Source organism: Glaciihabitans sp. GrIS 2.15 (assembly GCF_035984695.1).
Lineage (GTDB): Bacteria > Actinomycetota > Actinomycetes > Actinomycetales > Microbacteriaceae > Lacisediminihabitans.
In genome coordinates this window covers 399,645-416,258 of sequence record NZ_JAXCHU010000003.1, presented here as the reverse complement: position 1 = coordinate 416,258, position 16,614 = coordinate 399,645, and the positions used below count along the sequence as shown (strand labels likewise).

The 16,614-nt window shown below is 61.4% G+C and carries 16 protein-coding genes; 6 read left to right on the top strand and 10 right to left on the bottom strand.

Annotated elements, in window-relative coordinates:
- The coding region (locus RCH11_RS06590) for an ATP-binding protein (RefSeq protein ID WP_327056188.1) at window positions 1-471 on the top strand (471 nt) is incomplete at its 5' end.
- A 377-nt stretch (window positions 472-848) separates the two neighbouring features.
- Here the strand turns inward: RCH11_RS06590 and RCH11_RS06585 are convergent.
- The 4 genes from RCH11_RS06585 to RCH11_RS06570 all read right to left on the bottom strand — a co-directional run bounded on the left by RCH11_RS06585 (window position 849) and on the right by RCH11_RS06570 (window position 5,474).
- Entirely contained in the window at window positions 849-1,268 is a 420-nt protein-coding gene (locus RCH11_RS06585) for a hypothetical protein (RefSeq protein WP_327056187.1), read from the bottom strand.
- A complete protein-coding gene (locus RCH11_RS06580) occupies window positions 1,265-2,131 on the bottom strand; it encodes a carbohydrate ABC transporter permease (RefSeq protein WP_327056186.1) in 867 nt (288 codons plus the stop codon). Before RCH11_RS06580 ends, RCH11_RS06585 begins: the two co-directional genes overlap by 4 nt.
- 103 nt (window positions 2,132-2,234) lie before the next feature.
- Window positions 2,235-3,545, bottom strand: coding sequence for an ABC transporter substrate-binding protein (locus RCH11_RS06575; RefSeq protein WP_327056185.1), 1,311 nt, complete (start codon window positions 3,543-3,545; stop codon window positions 2,235-2,237).
- 3 nt (window positions 3,546-3,548) lie between these two features.
- Window positions 3,549-5,474, bottom strand: a complete 1,926-nt coding sequence (locus RCH11_RS06570; RefSeq protein WP_327056184.1) for a glycoside hydrolase family 127 protein — start codon at window positions 5,472-5,474, stop codon at window positions 3,549-3,551.
- A 250-nt stretch (window positions 5,475-5,724) separates the two neighbouring features.
- Between RCH11_RS06570 and RCH11_RS06565 the strand changes: the two genes are divergently transcribed.
- On the top strand, window positions 5,725-6,711 hold the full coding sequence (locus RCH11_RS06565) for a LacI family DNA-binding transcriptional regulator (protein WP_327056183.1): 987 nt from the start codon (window positions 5,725-5,727) through the stop codon (window positions 6,709-6,711).
- Window positions 6,712-6,905: 194 nt separating this feature from the next.
- Here the strand turns inward: RCH11_RS06565 and RCH11_RS06560 are convergent, their stop codons facing one another.
- The 3 genes from RCH11_RS06560 to RCH11_RS06550 all read right to left on the bottom strand — a co-directional run bounded on the left by RCH11_RS06560 (window position 6,906) and on the right by RCH11_RS06550 (window position 10,190).
- Window positions 6,906-7,406: a signal peptidase I gene (locus RCH11_RS06560; protein ID WP_327056182.1), complete on the bottom strand. Its 501-nt coding sequence runs from the start codon at window positions 7,404-7,406 to the stop codon at window positions 6,906-6,908.
- A 79-nt stretch (window positions 7,407-7,485) separates the two neighbouring features.
- Complete coding sequence (locus RCH11_RS06555) at window positions 7,486-8,145, bottom strand: hypothetical protein (RefSeq protein ID WP_327056181.1); 660 nt, start codon at window positions 8,143-8,145, stop codon at window positions 7,486-7,488.
- Window positions 8,146-9,272: 1,127 nt separating this feature from the next.
- On the bottom strand, window positions 9,273-10,190 hold the full coding sequence (locus tag RCH11_RS06550) for an aldo/keto reductase (protein WP_327056180.1): 918 nt from the start codon (window positions 10,188-10,190) through the stop codon (window positions 9,273-9,275).
- 86 nt (window positions 10,191-10,276) lie between these two features.
- Here RCH11_RS06550 and RCH11_RS06545 point away from each other — a divergent pair, with 86 nt between their 5' ends.
- Together RCH11_RS06545 and RCH11_RS06540 are read left to right on the top strand one after the other, a co-directional pair.
- Window positions 10,277-10,711, top strand: coding sequence for a DUF1801 domain-containing protein (locus RCH11_RS06545; RefSeq protein ID WP_327056179.1), 435 nt, complete (start codon window positions 10,277-10,279; stop codon window positions 10,709-10,711).
- A gap of 45 nt (window positions 10,712-10,756) precedes the next feature.
- Window positions 10,757-11,344, top strand: a complete 588-nt coding sequence (locus RCH11_RS06540) for a DinB family protein (RefSeq protein ID WP_327056178.1) — start codon at window positions 10,757-10,759, stop codon at window positions 11,342-11,344.
- Between the two features lie 52 nt (window positions 11,345-11,396).
- Here the strand turns inward: RCH11_RS06540 and RCH11_RS06535 are convergent, their stop codons facing one another.
- Both RCH11_RS06535 and RCH11_RS06530 read right to left on the bottom strand, forming a co-directional pair.
- Window positions 11,397-12,908 (bottom strand): CYTH and CHAD domain-containing protein, encoded by a 1,512-nt coding sequence (locus tag RCH11_RS06535; protein ID WP_327056177.1) that lies wholly within the window; start codon window positions 12,906-12,908, stop codon window positions 11,397-11,399.
- Between the two features lie 169 nt (window positions 12,909-13,077).
- On the bottom strand, window positions 13,078-13,494 hold the full coding sequence (locus tag RCH11_RS06530; protein WP_327056176.1) for a pyridoxamine 5'-phosphate oxidase family protein: 417 nt from the start codon (window positions 13,492-13,494) through the stop codon (window positions 13,078-13,080).
- 104 nt (window positions 13,495-13,598) lie between these two features.
- Here RCH11_RS06530 and RCH11_RS06525 point away from each other — a divergent pair, with 104 nt between their 5' ends.
- Complete coding sequence (locus RCH11_RS06525) at window positions 13,599-14,405, top strand: thymidylate synthase (protein ID WP_327056175.1); 807 nt, start codon at window positions 13,599-13,601, stop codon at window positions 14,403-14,405.
- 451 nt (window positions 14,406-14,856) lie between these two features.
- On the opposite strand, the gene RCH11_RS06520 is transcribed toward RCH11_RS06525, so the two are convergent.
- Complete coding sequence (locus RCH11_RS06520; protein WP_327056174.1) at window positions 14,857-15,264, bottom strand: ester cyclase; 408 nt, start codon at window positions 15,262-15,264, stop codon at window positions 14,857-14,859.
- Window positions 15,265-15,376: 112 nt separating this feature from the next.
- Here RCH11_RS06520 and RCH11_RS06515 point away from each other — a divergent pair, with 112 nt between their 5' ends.
- Complete coding sequence (locus RCH11_RS06515; protein ID WP_327056173.1) at window positions 15,377-16,612, top strand: aminotransferase class I/II-fold pyridoxal phosphate-dependent enzyme; 1,236 nt, start codon at window positions 15,377-15,379, stop codon at window positions 16,610-16,612.
- The last annotated feature ends 2 nt before the right edge of the window (window positions 16,613-16,614 follow it).

The following is a 16,614-nucleotide window of genomic DNA, read 5'->3' as shown; positions in this document are numbered from 1 at the left end:
TGCTCATTCATCGACCGGCAACAGAACGTTGTGTTCCAGGGATTCACCGGGTCGGGGAAATCGTATCTGGGCTGCGCGCTGGCGAAGGCCGCGTGCCTGCACCGGGTGCGAGCGCACTACATTCGCATGCCGGAGCTCGAAGAGGCCTGGCAGCTGGCCCGCGATAAACCCGCCGGGACGACGAAGTTTCTGAACAAGTACGCCGCGTTCTCGCTCCTAGTCATCGATGAATGGCTCCTCGATGAACCCGACGAGAGCACCAGAAGCATGCTCCTGGAACTCCTCGAGCGCCGCTACGACCAGGCATCAACGGTGTTCTGCACCCAGTACGCCCAGAAAGATTGGCATCAGCGACTCGGTTCCGGAGTTCACGCCGACGCGATCATGGACCGTATCGTGCACAACACCATCTGGGTCGAGACCGGCGGCCACAACATGCGAGAACACACCGCCGGCCAGGTCAAGGCATAAAGGCTCGCGCGGTCGGGCACCAGTGGCCCCGACCGCGCGACAGCCCGGCACCGAAAGGCAATACCGGCGGCCCCCGAAGGCAATATTCAACGGCCCCCGAACTCGCAAATACTCAAAACCCGAGGCTTGGCACTTCCGACTGCCCCGCGGCGTCTGGATGATCGGGCGCAGCCGGGACGGGGACAAAAGTTCGCCCTGCAACTTTGTGGGTTTTCAACCGGCCCTCTGAATCAAACAGCCGCGTGGCGGGCAGCAACCCCGCGGATGGTCTGGCTGTGCCGTGCTAATTCGGGCTGTAGGTTCTTGGCAAAGAGGGAATTCGGTCAATTGGGAATCAATTGTTTCGGCGGAGTACACCTCGCGGACGACGAGCTGGGTCAGTCCAGTGACGGCGGCAGCGTCGCTACGATTGCGGTGACAACAGCTGCTGTGATCGCGACAATGAGGCTGTTGACAAGTCCCGTCAGAAGGTGCTGCGACGGGTTGAAGATTGACTCAAAATTTTGCACCCCGAAACTCCAGAACGTGGTCCAGGTCGGAGCGGCCACGATGACCGCATTCGGCTGGAAGGCGCGAAGGATTGCAACGAGCAGTGGTACCCCGAAGATGAGGGCTGAACCGATGCCAGCGATTGCAAAAAGCGTGCGCTTGAGTCTCGTGTCGCGTGGATGTTCGACGCTGCCCTGGTGGTGCTTCCGCCCGCGACGCGGACGGGTCCGTGCGGTGGCTCCGAGGGAAGCTGAACTGGTGGAGCGAGCGGATGCTGCGTTCGCCCGGCTTTGGGTCGTGGTGGTCATGACTTTTTCTCCCTCAGTGCCCAGAACTGGAAAGCGGTGACGAGGCCGACCACGATGATCAGCACGAAAGCCTCTGCCGTCGCCGCCCCGAGCTGCAGCTGTACAAATGCCCGGTTGTAGATATAGCCGACGAGGGTCTGGGTCTCATTTCCCGGCCCGCCCTGCGTCAGAATGTAGAACTGCGTGAAGGCGAGCAGCGAACCGGTCACCGAAATGATCACGCTGAGTGCGATCGTGTTCTTGATCATCGGCATGGTGATGAGTCGCTCCTGTTGCCACCAGCTCGCACCCTCGAGGGACGCAGCCTCGTAGACCTCATCGGGAATCGACTGCATAGCTCCCATTACGAGAACCATGGTCAGACCCGAGACAGCCCAGACAATGAATACGCAGATGAGGCCGGTGGCAAGCGGTCCATTCACGAGCCACGCGGTTGTTCCGTCTGTGATGTTGAGCAATTTCAAAATGACATTTACGAGCCCGGATGATGGTTGTGCCTCCAACACAAGGATGAAGCTCAACGTGGTGAGGCCGACCACATAAGGCAGGAAGAAAATCGTTCGCAGCACCGTGGCTCCGCGGCGCTTTGCTCTTACGAGCACTGCGAGGAAGTACCCGAGGACGAGAATCGGGACGGTGACGATGCCCGTGTACAGCAGGGTGTAGCCAATCGACTTGCCGAACGCGGGATCCTGGAACAATTTGATGTAGTTCTCGAAGCCGATGAAGTGGTAACTACCGATGAGTGGCCAGTTTGTGAGCGAGATGTAGATCGCAATTATCAGCGGCGCGATAACGAAGACCACAACAAAGACCAAGGCCGGTGTGACCAATGCCAGACCGGTACGCGGCGGATGGGTCAATGAGACCCTCTTCTTCCGCGGCGAGCCGATTATTACGGATGAGGATCGACCAGCGGATTTTGCAAGTATCGATGACATTTTGCACCTCCTTGTGCAGCGGGACCTAAGCCTGGGCCTGGTCGAGGATTCTGTCCCAGGCAGGTTGAGCTGTTTTCATAGCCGCTGTGACTCCGTCGCCGAACACCGCTTCGCGGAACATCGTGATGAACGGACTTGACGGTTGGTTGTAGAGCAGGTTGTAGGCCAGCGTCTGCGGCGCATATCCCCTTTCGAGGTTTTTTAGCGGAAGCTCGGAGATGGGGTAATTGCGCTGATATGACGGCGTGAGCACATCAGATCGCACGGGAAAGTACCCTCCCGCCGGAAGATTCTTTTGGGTGTCCAGCCCGGTGGCGTACTTCATAAACTCCCAGCCGCCCTGCGGATTGGCGGAACCATTGGGAATACACATATTGTCTCCACCGTCGAAGAACGAGCTTCCACCAGTTGGACCGGGCAGGAGTACGGCGTCGATTTTTTTCAGAATTGCTGGCGGCGCCGTCGCGACTGAACCCCAGGAGACGGGCATAAGCCCAACAGTGCCTGCTCGGAAGTCAGCTCCCCAGGCAGCACCCGCATCGCTGTAGGCCTTGCGCGAGGTGAGCCCATCGACCCAGAGCTGCCGGTAGAACGCTAACGTCTGCTCAAGGGCATCATTGCCGATTATGTTGCCTTGCTGCCGACCAATTCTCCCTTTTTGCATGTCATTTCCTGTTGCCCAGATGTGCGGCTGGACGGTAAAGCCGAGGATGCCGGGAGAGTTGGCTGATAGGGTCCACGCGAAGATCTCGCCGCCGAGTTTCTGAATCTTTTTCGCAGCATCCAGCAGTCCGGTAAACCCTGTCGAGAGCGACGTCGGGTCAACGTCGGCCTTTGCCAGGATCTCGGTGTTGTAGTACAGCATCGAATTATCGGCGAGATACGGCACCCCAAAGAACCGGTTGTTTTGCTCAAGCAGGCGAAGATGCCCGGTCGAGAGTCGATCGAAATACGGAAGCTCCTTGACGACCGTGGTCAGGTCGGCAAAGACGCCGCGATAGATGAACAGAGTCGAGTTGATGTCGTCCATGTCCACAACGTCCGGGGGCTGGCCACCACGGATCGAGGTCGCCAGTTTGGTTACGTACTGAGCGTCGGGGATGGGGGTCAGCTCAACTTGGAGGTTCTTATGAGCTCGGTTAAAACCGACGACGAGCGAAACCAGACCCGCTTGAGTAGCCGCCCTGCACCAGACGGTGACGATGCCGGTGGCTTTGGTGTTGAAGCTTTTACTGGCGGAGTTGATTGGGGGGAGCGCGCCCGCGCATCCTGCGAGTGCGAGCGACGATGCCCCGATCAGACCTCCGACCAGAAACGCTCTCCTGTCGAGTGGCATCGGTCAGACCGTCGGCAGCCATACACGCATTGGGCCGATTTCACGGTTGGCCCAGGCAAAGTAGGGAATCGCGGTCAGTGAGACCGGGGCAGGGTCCGAGGCGCGAGTTTTCCGATTTGCACCGGGGTAGCCGACGCCAACACCTCCCACCCGTCGATACGGCCACGAAGTCTGACTGTGCGTCGACGGCGATTTCCCCTGCAGCTCAAGCGTGACGATACCGTCGAGCAGTTCCTCACGTTTTGTAGCTTCGATAGTGGAATTCAGGTCGAACATGACGTCATCAAGAGTGATGCCAGGCAGGTCCGTGTGCTCCAGCGCGTAGACGAGAGGCCCGCGCTCGATTGCAACTGCACCGCGCGTGGCATCGATACGGGCATCCGCAGCGTAAAGACGCACCGTGGTGTCGAGTTCGAGGCGGATGAGGTCACCCGGTGTAAACGCGCGGGTGACCCGCGCATAGCTGCTTGGGGTTGTTCCGATCGGCTCGCCATTTACCGTGAGTGTCGTGTTGTCCGACCAGGCCGGGATACGAATGTCAAGACTCCAGGTTCCCGTCGTATCCAGCACCTCGATGTCGACGGTACCGTTCCATGGGTAGTCGGTAGTTACCCGAACAGCGCCATTGTCGAAGGCGAAATCGCCGGTAGCAAACTGGTGGAGTTGAAGACCGCCCTCGGTCATCGTTGCGAGGTAGGAGTCGAGGCTCGCGAAAGTGCGCATGATATTCGGAGGACAGCAGGCGCAGTCGAACCATCCGCGGCGTCCATGCGCTGGGGACCGATTCTCGTCGGCATGCGCCCGGTCGCGCAGCTGAAGAGGGTTCACGTAGAAGTACTCGGTACCCGAGAGCGAAACGCCAGGGAGGAAAGCGTTGAAAAGAAAACGCTCAATCGCGTCGGCATAAATGGGCTTGCCCGTTGCAAGCAGCAAGCGCCAAGCCCATTGCACGCCGCCGATGGCCGCACACGTCTCGGCATAGCCACGGTCGGTAGGCAACTCGTACGGATCGCCGAATGCTTCGTAATCCCATCGAGCCCCGAGACCGCCGGTAATGAAAGTCTTGGATGCCATCATCGAGGCGAATTGTGTTTCAAGCGCCGACAGGAGCTCCTGGTCGTCGAGCTCAATCGCAATGTCTGTTGCTCCGGCTCCGAGGTAAACCGAGCGCACCGCGTGACCTTCCACGGTGGTCGCCTCCCGGACAGGCACCCGGTCAGAGAAGTAGGTTGCTTCTTTGCCGAAGCTCTCGGTGTAGCCGCGGCCGCGCGCATCGACGAAATGCGCGGCGAGACTGAGGTATCGACGTTCGCCGGTAACCCGGTAGAGCTCGACGAGACCCATCTCGACCACAGGATGACCATCAATGTCTGGACGTTTATCGGGGCCAAACGTCGCGTCGAGATGATCGGCAAGTTTCACTGCGACGTCGAGCAGTTCAGTATCTCCGGTCGCGCGAACCTGTGCCACCGCCGCTTGAAAGAGATGTCCTGCGCAATACATCTCATGGCTCCACGGCAAATCGGTGTAACGTCCTGCTTCTCCGCCCTGGATCTGCTGTACAGAGTCGAGGTAGCCATCATCAGCCTGCGCCGCTGCGATGAGGCGGGTTACCGTCCGCTGCATCTCGAGGAGATCAGGTTCGGGGTTGCGACCGAACTCGAACGCTACGGCCTCGAGCCACTTGTAGATGTCGGAGTCCATGAAGATCGGACCCCGTGCCTGGCCGGCTTTAGTGCCCGCAGCGACGCGGAGGTTGTCGAAGTTACCCGCCTTCTCCAACAGGTCGTAGGCCGAACGGATCGCGTCCGCGCCATTGCGCTGTTGACGCAGGGACCAGAAGCCCCCGGTGATGTGGGCGCCGCCACCCTCGAGCGGGCGTAGTGCCGGATTCGCTGAATCAGACGGTCGAACAGGTTGAGCCCGCATTGGTGAGCCTTGAGTCTCAACGGACGACGGCGACGATGCGGTCATGTGTGCTCCTATGCGGGGTGTTCGAGCAGTTTCAACTACTACGGAAAAACGGAATACGTCTTCCTAAACAGGTAACGGGGCGGCGCTTCGAATGCACAACCCCCGGTTTTTTGAGGAGCTCCTCCGTCATCTATGATGATTTGGAGCGTAGGCCGTGAGGCATCTGTTGCGCCCCAACGGAAAAGAGTTTGCCGTGACTGATTCGATGAGCACTGCCACCGTGCGCATCACGGATGTCGCTGCCCTCGCCGGCGTTTCGATTGGTACGGCATCGAAGGCATTGAATGACACCGGCCAACTACGTGATGAGACGCGAGCGCGCGTTCGCGAGGCGGCCGAGAAACTGGGATTCGTTATGGATGCTCGGGGTCGCGCCCTATCATCCGGGCGCAGTTACACAGTGGGCATGATCACGACTGACTCGTTCGGCCGGTTCTGTATCCCCGTGATGCTTGGAGCAGAAGACGTTCTGAGCGCGGGCCAGATGGCCGTCTTGATGTGTGACACTCGCGATGACAATGTGCGCGAACAGCATTACGTGAGATCGCTTACTTCACGCGGTGTCGATGGCGTGATAGTTACGGGTCGCAGTACTGATCCACGCCCAGCGATTCAGGTGCGGATGCCGGTCGTCTACGCCTTCAGTCCCTCGAGCGACCCCCACGATATTTCGATAACACTGGACGACGCGCGAGGGGCCGAGATTCTCGCGGATCATCTACTCTCGCTCGGTCGGCGACAGGTCGCCTATGTGTCCGGGCCTTCGCGCCACGTTGCGGCCACCGGGCGGGCGGAAGCGGCAGCAAAGCGGCTCGGTGGCGCACTCATCACTGGGCCGCTCTTCGGTGAATGGTCCGAACAGTGGGGACGTCAAGCCGTTGATTTACTGCTTCGCAGCCACTCTGATATCGACGCGATCGCCTGCGGTAGCGACCAGATTGCCCGTGGGGTGTGCGACCGGCTTCGGGAGCTCGGCAAGGTCGTCCCGACGGATGTCGCCGTCACTGGCTTCGATGATTGGGACGTAATGGCACTCGCGTCGCGTCCACAGCTCACGACGGTGAATCTACGTCTTGAAGACCTCGGCCGCTTCGCCGGTAAAGCCCTTTTAGACCTGATTGCGGGGCGAGAAATTTCATCGCAGGTGCACGAGCCAACGCTGGTGATCAGAGCATCTACGATCGGATCCTGAGCCTGAACTGAGCCACAACACCGGAATGTCAGGTGGTCCTAGCCCAGATTTTGCAGACGACCGTGGCCAAAACGACCGAAAACAAAAGGTTGTGAACGGCCAAATGTTTCGGCCACGATTCCCTGCCCACTTGCGCGGGTGTTTCGTGATCCTCACTCTTTCCAGTGCCGTCCCAGCCTCTCTGCAGGAGGTGGTTACACGAGAACGTTTTGGATTTTGTGTCTCTTGACGCGCTTGTGTCTTGTCGGGGTGTGCGTGCCGAGCGCAGAGACCTGCCAGCAGACGATGATGCTGATGAATACGGAGGTCAAGCCAAACGGATTTCTCAGATACATGAGCCAGTATCCGACTTCGGGTGGAGACGCTACGACCTCGCCGATGATCGCACTCGGCTTCAACTTCCAGGGGTCGGGGGTGGAATTCGCGTCGCCCTTTGTCGTCGCAGTGCCGTCGGTGTTGATGCGAATGAGTCTATGAGTGATCACTCCGCCCTGTTCGTAGAAGGAAATCGTCTGCCCGACACGGTAAACATGCTCACGCACGATCACCGCGCTCCTCGAGGAGATAGTCGGCTCCATCGAGCCGGTGTGGACGATGAAAACCCGGTACGGCAATATTCCGGATGTGAGGATAACGAACGCAGAGAGGACGACGAAGGCCGCGACGATCAACGAAACGACCCGACCTCGTCCCATGGCTGGTCCCTTTCGTTTGAATGCGTGCATGGGGAATGCCGCGCCGGGTTCTCGCCGCCGCGGCATCCGCTCGCTGTGCCTAGTTGCCCGGAGTTATGCCGTGCTGCGTGGCGACAATCTGGTACGGAAGTCCGGATCCGCTGCCGTCGCCAGCAACGGTAGTGAACTGGTCGGACAGGGGATAGGAGTTCCACATCGGAGCCGGCGCCCCTACCGGAGCCTGGCCCTTCAGCTTGCCCGGATAGTTGAAACTAAAGGAGAAGCTACCCGTCACTCCAGGTGCGACGTTGCTGGCGAGAAGGTATTGCGTCTTCAACGGCCAGCAGCCAGAGGGTTCGAAGCTGAGGCAATGAGCGGGCGCGAGATGATCGTTCAGGTTGGCCGAGTCAAAAATCGCGGTGCCGTTCGCGGAAAGGTGAACCTCGCCGTACGTTCCGAGGTTATTCAATGCGCTCAGCGCGGTCGCGTTGTTGAAGACGATGAACACATCCTGCAGGTCGGAGCCAGTGTTGGTGTAGTTGAGACTGACGGTCTGCGCGGCGCCGGGGAGGAGATTCGAGAACGCCAGATTCGTGCCGTTCGCGCCGGAACCGCCATAAGTGGCGACATGGATGTTGCCGACGGTGCCAGAGATCGCTCCAGCGTGGGTGTCGCTGAAGTAGGCCCCGGTTGCACCGGATGCGAGCCACGCTGTTCCGCCGAGCAACGCAACGGAAGCGGCGAGGGATATGGCTTTCACTTTGATACTCTTCGACATCTTTTTCCTTTGGTTTTGTCTGTGCCCGCAATGCCTCCGGGTGAGGGACACCGCGTATTTCGGGTTGCCGATGACGACCCATGGGAGGTCGTCAAGGACGCAGCGATCACCCTTCTGGCGATCGTTCGGTTTGCTACAGAGTGGAAAAGATCGGGTAGGCGTCACTCTGTCTCATGAGCGGTCGGCTTCTGGGGGTATCGACCGTTGTAGTTCGCACCGAGAAGGATGGGATTTCGTCCCAACTCGATGCGAATTCTGGTCGTCGGGAAAATACGACCTCTTGCGCTGCACTGTGCCGGATTGTGGGAAAGCGACGACACAGCTTCTTCGACCGCGAAAAGCGACCTTAAGTCGTAATCAAACCAGTACGAAAGGAAAACCACAAGGGCGAGCGCCGACTCGTAGCAAATCTCCTCGGGCTGTTCATCGGATGCGTTGCATACGATGAAGCGCACTCTTGCGGGGCTGTGATTCCGAATCACGAGATGAATGTCAGATGTGCCCGGTACTGCGGGTGAATAGTGAACGGGTCAGTCCAGTGCCCAGCGGAAAGGGCAGGTATCCGCCGTGCTTCTGCAGGTCAGCCGGATACTCCTCTTTGCGATCATCGCCATCGATTCGGACCCGGGGAGCGTTTTCGAGTAGTGACGTGTTCCACCGCCGACGCGTCGATTTGCACCACTTCCGTGAGGTCTTCCCGCACACAATGGGTCTTCAGCGAGACTCGACTTCACTCGTTTTCGCCCGCAATACACAGCGTTCACCATCACGGGACACGTGCCGGGCCGCGGCCCGCTGAAGCCTCATTCACCGCTGTGCAATTGGAGCGGGTCTGATTTCCATCTGACGCGAGCCGGCCGCCCGTCTTGAACGCTCCCGGCTACCAAGTTCCGCGTGATTTCTCATAAGTCGGCGGCGTGGATCGGGCGGTTCACGTTCGATCCACTTGAGCGCCACTGAATGGTGACAGGTGCGCACCGTTGTCGAGACTCAAAGTCCGCGAAGAGCACGGCGACAGTGATCCTCTCCGCAGCCGAGGACCGCCTATTACCCCAACGAAACGGTGGCTGATTTCGGTCCCGCCAGGGGCACCTGCAGGACTACGTCCGTCACATCGTCCACGGTTCGGCATAGATGTCCGTCTCGTCGGACCATCGCGCCTGAAGGGCAGCGATATCGTGCAGAACCTCCTCCGGAAGAGGCTCGAGATCGACGCTGTGGCGAAGCAGTTCGTCTAGATTCTCGATGCGGCTGGTGGATCCCACCGTGGCGACGACCTGGGGCTGGCTGTGCGCGAAACGGAGGCAGAATTCCACCCACGTCTCAATGCCCGATCGTTCGAATATGGGCGCGATCTCGACCGCACGCTCCTGGAGGTACGGGCGCCAGGCCGCGCCCGGAACATCGCGCAGGGTGTGCACGGGAGCGCCCGCCACGGTGCGCATCGAGATGATCGACACACTCTGCTCGACGAGTTCGGCCCAGAGCTCGTTCGATGCGAAGCGCTGCAATGGGTTGTAGTAGGTGATGACGCCGTCGATTAAGCCGTCCAGATGACCACTTCGGATCGCCTCGAGCGGCGCGGCGGATGTCCAGGGGAAAATCTCGAGCACGAAGCGGCTTACGAGGCCCTCGTCCTTGAGCTCCCTGAGACGACTGAGAGCCGCGCCACCGCCGATGAGGTCGTTCTCCAATCCGTCGACCGGGCTCAGCTGCCCGATGTCGATCGCTTCGACTCCGAGAGGCTTCAGATTCTCCGCAATAGTGGTGCGGACGTCCTCGGCGGTACCGCCACCGACCTTCACGATGAGCGGGGTTTTCGCTTTTATATCGGATGCGTTTGCGTCAGCGAAGGTCTCACCGAGCACCTCAAGGGCTTCGTCGTATTGCCGCGAGGTGTGCATCCACAGGCCGCGATCGACCGCCGCTCGAGCCACTTCGAGACGCTGCTGGCGAGGGACCGACCTATCTCCGAGGCGCGTGGTGCCGTAGATGAAGGTCGGCAGGTCTCTGAGAAGTCGTGTCATTCAGCACACCGTACAGGGGTGGTGCTGCTCGCGTCCCGACGACGTGGTTGCCGCCAGCGTTAGCATCAACTTGACGATCGTCACGCATGAACTCTGTCTGGATGCCCGGCGAGATCGTGCCCGGGGTCGGAAATGAAGGAGGAGCCACCATGAATCCGACCGAAGAGATCGACAACCTGATCGCGAAGCATCCGGACTGGCGCGGCACCAGGCTCGCCAGCCTGCGCGCGCTCATTCTCGACGTCGACCCCGGCATCATCGAGACCTGGAAATGGATGGGATCGCCGGTCTGGGAGAGTAACGGCATCCTCTGTGTGGGCAATATCTTCAAGAACAAGGTGAAGCTCGTCTTCATGGATGGCGCGGCGCTCAGTGACCCGCACACCCTCTTCAATGCCGAGCTGGAGGGTAACAAGAGGCGGGGAATCGACTTCTTCGAGGCAGACGACCCGGATGACGGTGCGCTCAAGGCCCTCATCCGCGCGGCCATTAGCCACAACCTCGCCCGAGTCAAGAAATAGGCCCGATAAAGTGACGGCGTGGGTGCCCCGTGGCATCGTGCCCTCATGAGCGAATCGACCATGAAGGCGGATCTCCAGCGGTACCTGCAAGCGGGCCGCGATGTGCTGCTCTGGAAACTCGAGCGGCTGTCGCCTTACGATTGCCGGCGTCCTCTTGTGCCGACCGGCACGAATCTACTCGGCATCGTGAAGCATGTCGCCATCGTCGAGTCAGGGTATCTCGGTGCGACATTCGGTCGACCGTTTGCGGAGCAGATGCCCTGGATCGCTGAGGCAGCGGAGCCGAACGCAGACATGTGGGCGGATGCCGAGGAGTCGGTCGCGGGCATGGTCGCACTGTACCGCCGAGTGTGGGCGCACTCCGACGCCACGGTGGAAGCACTCACGCTCGACTCCCTCGGACACGTGGCGTGGTGGCCGGATGACCGTAGCCAAGTCACCCTCCACCACATCCTCATTCACCTGATCGCCGAGACCAGTCGGCATGCCGGCCACGCCGACCTCGTGCGTGAACTCATTGACTGCGCCGCGGGGTTGCGGCTCGGCAGCGACAACCTCGCTCCGGGGGATGCAGTTTGGTGGGAGGCATACCGGCAGAAACTGGAACAGACGGCGCGCGCCGCGACAGGGTGATCGGGAGCCCCGGGCGGGATTTCCTCATCGCAGTCGGATTGTCGGCCTGGCTTCAGGCGGTGTCAAGACTTTTCGGGATGCGACGGATGGCTCTCTCATACGCGGCTTCTGAGTGCTCGGCTCGAGCCTGCTCGATCGCATGCAGGCGCCCATAAGTGAATGTGTTCTCTCCGGCGTTGTGGGCATCTGTGCTCAGTCGAAGAAGCGCCTGCCGCGCGACAACGCTGTCCTGGTGAGTACCGAGTACTTCCTGGATGGCCGTGGCGGCCGTGGCGAGCCGCTTCGTTCGCTTCGGTCTGAGCGGCGAAATGAGTTGGGCGGCGTAGCGCACCTTCTTCGCTTCCTTGCGCACCTCATGAAGGGCGAGGTCGTGTTGCGAGGGATCGCGTCCCTTATCGGCTAAGTGCATCGCCCTGCGCAGACGGGCAATGCGCCGATTCACCAGCTCGGGCAATGCGTCTTTCGCCCGGGTGTCGGCCTGCGAAGTGAGCAACTCCCCGGAGGCCAACGCATCGACGCTGTCGAGAAGACGGAAGTAGCGGGAGGAGTCGAGTGCGTCGCGAAGGACGGACCTGGCTTCGTCTGAATCGAGTCGGAGTTGGCGTCCCATCCGGTCGGCGATCGGACCGAGCACGAGGTCGACCGGCTCCGATCGGAGCACAGAGGCAGCCCAGGCAATCATCACTTCGGCATCGCGTGCGGCGCCGAGGGTGTGTCCTATCCAGCTCAATTCGGGGCGGACGCGCGACTGTACTTCGTCTCTCAACAGGGGGCGGAAAGTTGCGATAGTGGCGCGTATTCGCGCCACGGCGACCCGCATCTGGTGCACGGCATCCGGCAGATCTTCGCGTACCCGAGCATCCTGGGACACCAGCTCTCGTCGGTAGTCCGCGAATGCCGCGGCCAGTAATTCTCCCGAACTCCGCGGAGCCGGGGGAGCGGAAAGGGACCGTCGTGGCTCTCGGACCCCGAGGGCGTGCGCGAGCTTGGACGGCGACTCGGACCGAACCACACCTGCCGCCGCGAAAAGCGTGTCGGCGGCATCGAGCATGCTCGAGTCGCCGTCAACGAGCTCGAGTTCCCATTCCCGCCACGACTGGCTGAGAGATGAGGGAACGAGCCGTACGGCCTCAACCTCGTCGTCGCAGAAGAGTCCAAGGATCTCGTCGTTCAGGCCAAGCAGGCGGCGAACCGTACGCCGGGTTTTCAGATTCACCACAGGCACCAGAACGCGGCCGCGAGTATGGACGGCCACGATTCGCCGTAATCTGGCGGGCACGAGCTCGGGATCGGTGCCGAGTGGTTCGTGCACCTCACTGCGCTCGTCCGCCGAGAGCGGGAGCTTCAGATGCCACCCGGCATCGTCCCCTCCGGTACGTCGACGGAGGGTGATGTGCTGCTCGTCCAGCGACAACTCCGCCGTGTCGAAGTAAACGGCTTCCAGCGAGAAAATCCGTGGCCGTTGAACCCGGATAACACCGGATAGCGACACCAACGGTGGGATCGGTCTCGAATCGGTGACGGCATACTTGCGTTCGATCTCGCGCGAATCCGATCCGGCCATGTGCCGAGTATAAATGCGGGAGGTTAATGCCGAATGAATCTCGCCGAAACCGATGAGCTGTTACTCGGAGTCGCCTTACCGATCAACCTCGTCTCGCAACTTTTGCGGGCTGGGCCAGGTTCGCGACATCCATCGCAAATCAGGCCGGCGCTGATCAGGCCGGCGCAAATCAGGCTTGGCGGGAGCTCGTGAACTGCCGTCCGGTAATCGACGACACGGTGATGCGCACGTAGTTCCATTTCTCCGTTGGCACCAGGGAATGCAGCGAGAGCACCCCGGAGGCCTCGATCTCCTCGTCCGATCCGAGACGAACAGCGGATCCCTTCACCACCACGCTCCACCGGCGGCGGTTGTGGGTGCCATCCGTCTCGAGCGCCACGATCGGATGCTTCGTGAGATCCATCAGCTTCGATCCGGGAGCCGTGCGGAAGAAGATCACCCGATCCGCCACCACGTAGTTGATGGGGAAGATGTCTACTCCGCCGTCGATGGAGACGGCGAGGCGAGCGAGGTCGGCCGAAGCAAGGAGGTGCCAACTCTGCTCCTCGCCGAGCACTTCGAGGGCGGACTCGGCAGATGTAGGCATAGCGGGCTCCTTCGCTGGATTGCTGTTTCCAGCCCACCAACACGGTACCGCGGATGCCGGGTCGAAGGTCCCGAATGTCGTCGTGTGGCCCTACGCTCAAAGGGATGACTACGTCGATCCTCACCCCCTATGAAGACCTCCTGCGCGACACCCTTGCGAACGGTGCCCAGAAGTCGGATCGCACCGGCACCGGTACTCGCAGTGTTTTCGGGCGGCAGTTGAGATTCGATCTCGCGCAGGGTTTTCCGCTCATCACCACCAAGCGAGTGCACTTCCGCTCGATCGCGTACGAGCTTCTCTGGTTCCTGCGTGGAGACGGCAACGCTCGGTGGCTCCAAGAAAACAGGGTGACCATTTGGGATGAGTGGGCGGACACCGACGGCAATCTCGGACCCGTCTATGGAGTGCAGTGGCGGTCCTGGCCCACCCGCGACGGCGGCACGATCGACCAGATCGCCGAGGTCATCGAGGCCATTAAGACGAACCCGGATTCCCGGCGGCTGATCGTGTCAGCGTGGAACGTGGCGGACATCCCGAGTATGGCGCTGGCCCCCTGTCACCTGCTGTTCCAGTTCTACGTGGCCGACGGCAAGCTCAGCTGCCAGCTCTACCAGCGCAGCGCCGACCTGTTCCTCGGGGTGCCGTTCAACATCGCGAGTTACGCGTTGCTCACCCACATGATCGCCGCCCAGGTCGGCCTCGGCGTCGGCGACTTCATCTGGACCGGCGGCGACTGCCACATCTACGACAACCATGTTGATCAGGTGACGGAGCAGCTCAGCCGCGAGCCGTTTCCGGCGCCGACTCTGCGCCTCGCACCGCGCGACAGCATCGACGACTACGTCTACGAAGACTTCGAGGTCCTGGACTACCAGCACCATGCGGCGATCAAGGCACCGGTCGCCGTCTGAGCGAGCGCCGTGCGTTCGTAGTTGCTCATTCAGACCCGTGACTGCGCAGATTCGCGCCCAGGATTGCCGCGTTACTGCCTATTTCGTCCGGTCACCGTCAGTGACTGTCGCGGGCTGGCGACGTGACGGCGCATCCGGGTAAGTTACCGCGCGCCATCCCTGCCCGAGGCGCCATCCGCAGCTTCGCGTCCGTGGCGCCCTCCGCAGCTTCGCGCCCGTGGGTGACACGCGCGCCTAAAGATGCGGGCGCGCGTGTCACTCGGTGGCGCGAAGGGGGTGCGACGGGCGTGCGGCGACCCTTCCGGGGGCGCGCGCAATCAGAAGGGTTCACCCGCGGACGGGGCGTTGCACCGAACACCCACCGTGATTCACCGCCACGCGATGGCGTGATTAGACCCGGTGAAGGTACCCGATTGAGGGCGAGAGCCAGGATGGCCCGTGAGCCTGCGAATCAGGCAAGACCGAGCTGCTGCATGAGGGAGAGCTGGTCGCTACTGCCCCATCGCTCGACCAGCTTCGCGCCCTCGAATCGGCTGATCTGCAAACCGTGCACCGAAAACGACTTACCTGTGGGCGGGTGCCCCTGGAAGGGTCCGTCGTGGGTTCCGCTGAGCGTGTAGGCAAATGACACGTCAGTCTCGTTGGCGACGAGACGATCGACCTCGATGTGCAGGTCGGGGAAGGCTGCACGCAGTTCCCCGAACATGTCTCGGAAGCCCTGCGGCCCTGCTACCTGGCCGGGAGCCGGGTCGTGATCGACCGAATCGATGGCGACGAGGGTGTCAAGCTCGTCGAGACGACCGCTGTTGACGGCGCTTCCGAACGCCTGCTGGCTCGCGATGTTCTCCTGCTGCGACATTGTCGGATCCTTTCGTCGGTGGATGATTCCGCCGACGGTAACCCGCTCGTCGGGAAGCGCGCGAGATTTGCAGGGAACACTCAACCGGCCGCCGGTCAAGTAGTTTTAAGGGGTGAGCGAAATCAGCACAGCCCTCGAATCGCAGTATGCCGAACTCCGGGCGAAGAACCTCTCGCTCGACCTCACGCGGGGCAAGCCCTCACCCGCCCAGCTCGACTTGTCGCACGCACTGCTCACACTGCCCGGCGAGGGTGACTATCGTGATGCGGCCGGTACCGACCTGCGGAACTATGGCGGTCCGGACGGGCTGATCGAGCTTCGCCAGATCTTCTCCGAGCTGCTCGTGATCCCGGTCGACCAGCTGCTCGCCTCCGGAAACGCGAGTCTCGCGATCATGCATGACGTCATCGTTACCGCGCTCCTGCACGGCGTGTCCGGCAGCGTCGGTCCATGGCGGGACGCGCCGGGGTTGTCGTTCCTCTGCCCCGTTCCCGGGTACGACCGCCACTTCGCGATCTGCGAGGCCCTGGGCATCCGCATGATCCCGGTTCCGTGCGTCGACGGACGCCTCGACCTTGACACCATCCGTCGTCTCGTCGCTGCGGATGCTGGCATCCGCGGCATGTGGGCGGTGCCGATGTACGCGAACCCCACCGGCACGAGCTTCAGCGTCGAGGAGGTCGAGGCGCTCGTGAGCATGCCGACGGCCGCCCCCGACTTCCGGTTGTTCTGGGACAACGCCTACGCCGTGCATCACCTCACCGACGACGAGCCCGTCGTGATCGATGTGCTCGCCGCGGCCGAGGCGGCCGGCACCCCAGACCGTCCCTTCGTCTTCGCGTCGACCTCGAAGATCACCTACCCGGGGGCCGGCATTGCGTTCTTTGGAGCGTCGCCGAGCAACATCGCCTGGCGCAAGCACCACACCGCAGTTCAAACGATCGGCCCCGACAAGATCAACCAGCTCCGCCATGTGCGGATGCTCGGCGACGCCGAGGGCGTTCGCCGCCTCATGCGCGCCCACCGCGCCATTGTCGAGCCGCGCTTTGCCGCGGTGCTCGAGATTCTCGAGAGTCGGCTCAGCGGGGTTGCCACCTGGACGACCCCGACGGGCGGATACTTCATAAGCCTCGATGTTCCCCACGGTGCGGCCTCGGCAGCGGTCGCACTCGCGGGGCAGATTGGCGTGGCCGTCACACCCGCGGGATCGAGCTTCCCCTACGGCGACGACCCCGATGACACGAACATCCGCATCGCGCCGACCTTTCCGTCGCAGGCCGATCTCGAGTCCGCGATCGACGCTCTGTGCACCTGCGTGTTGCTCGCGGTGGAGCGGATGAGCGGATGAGC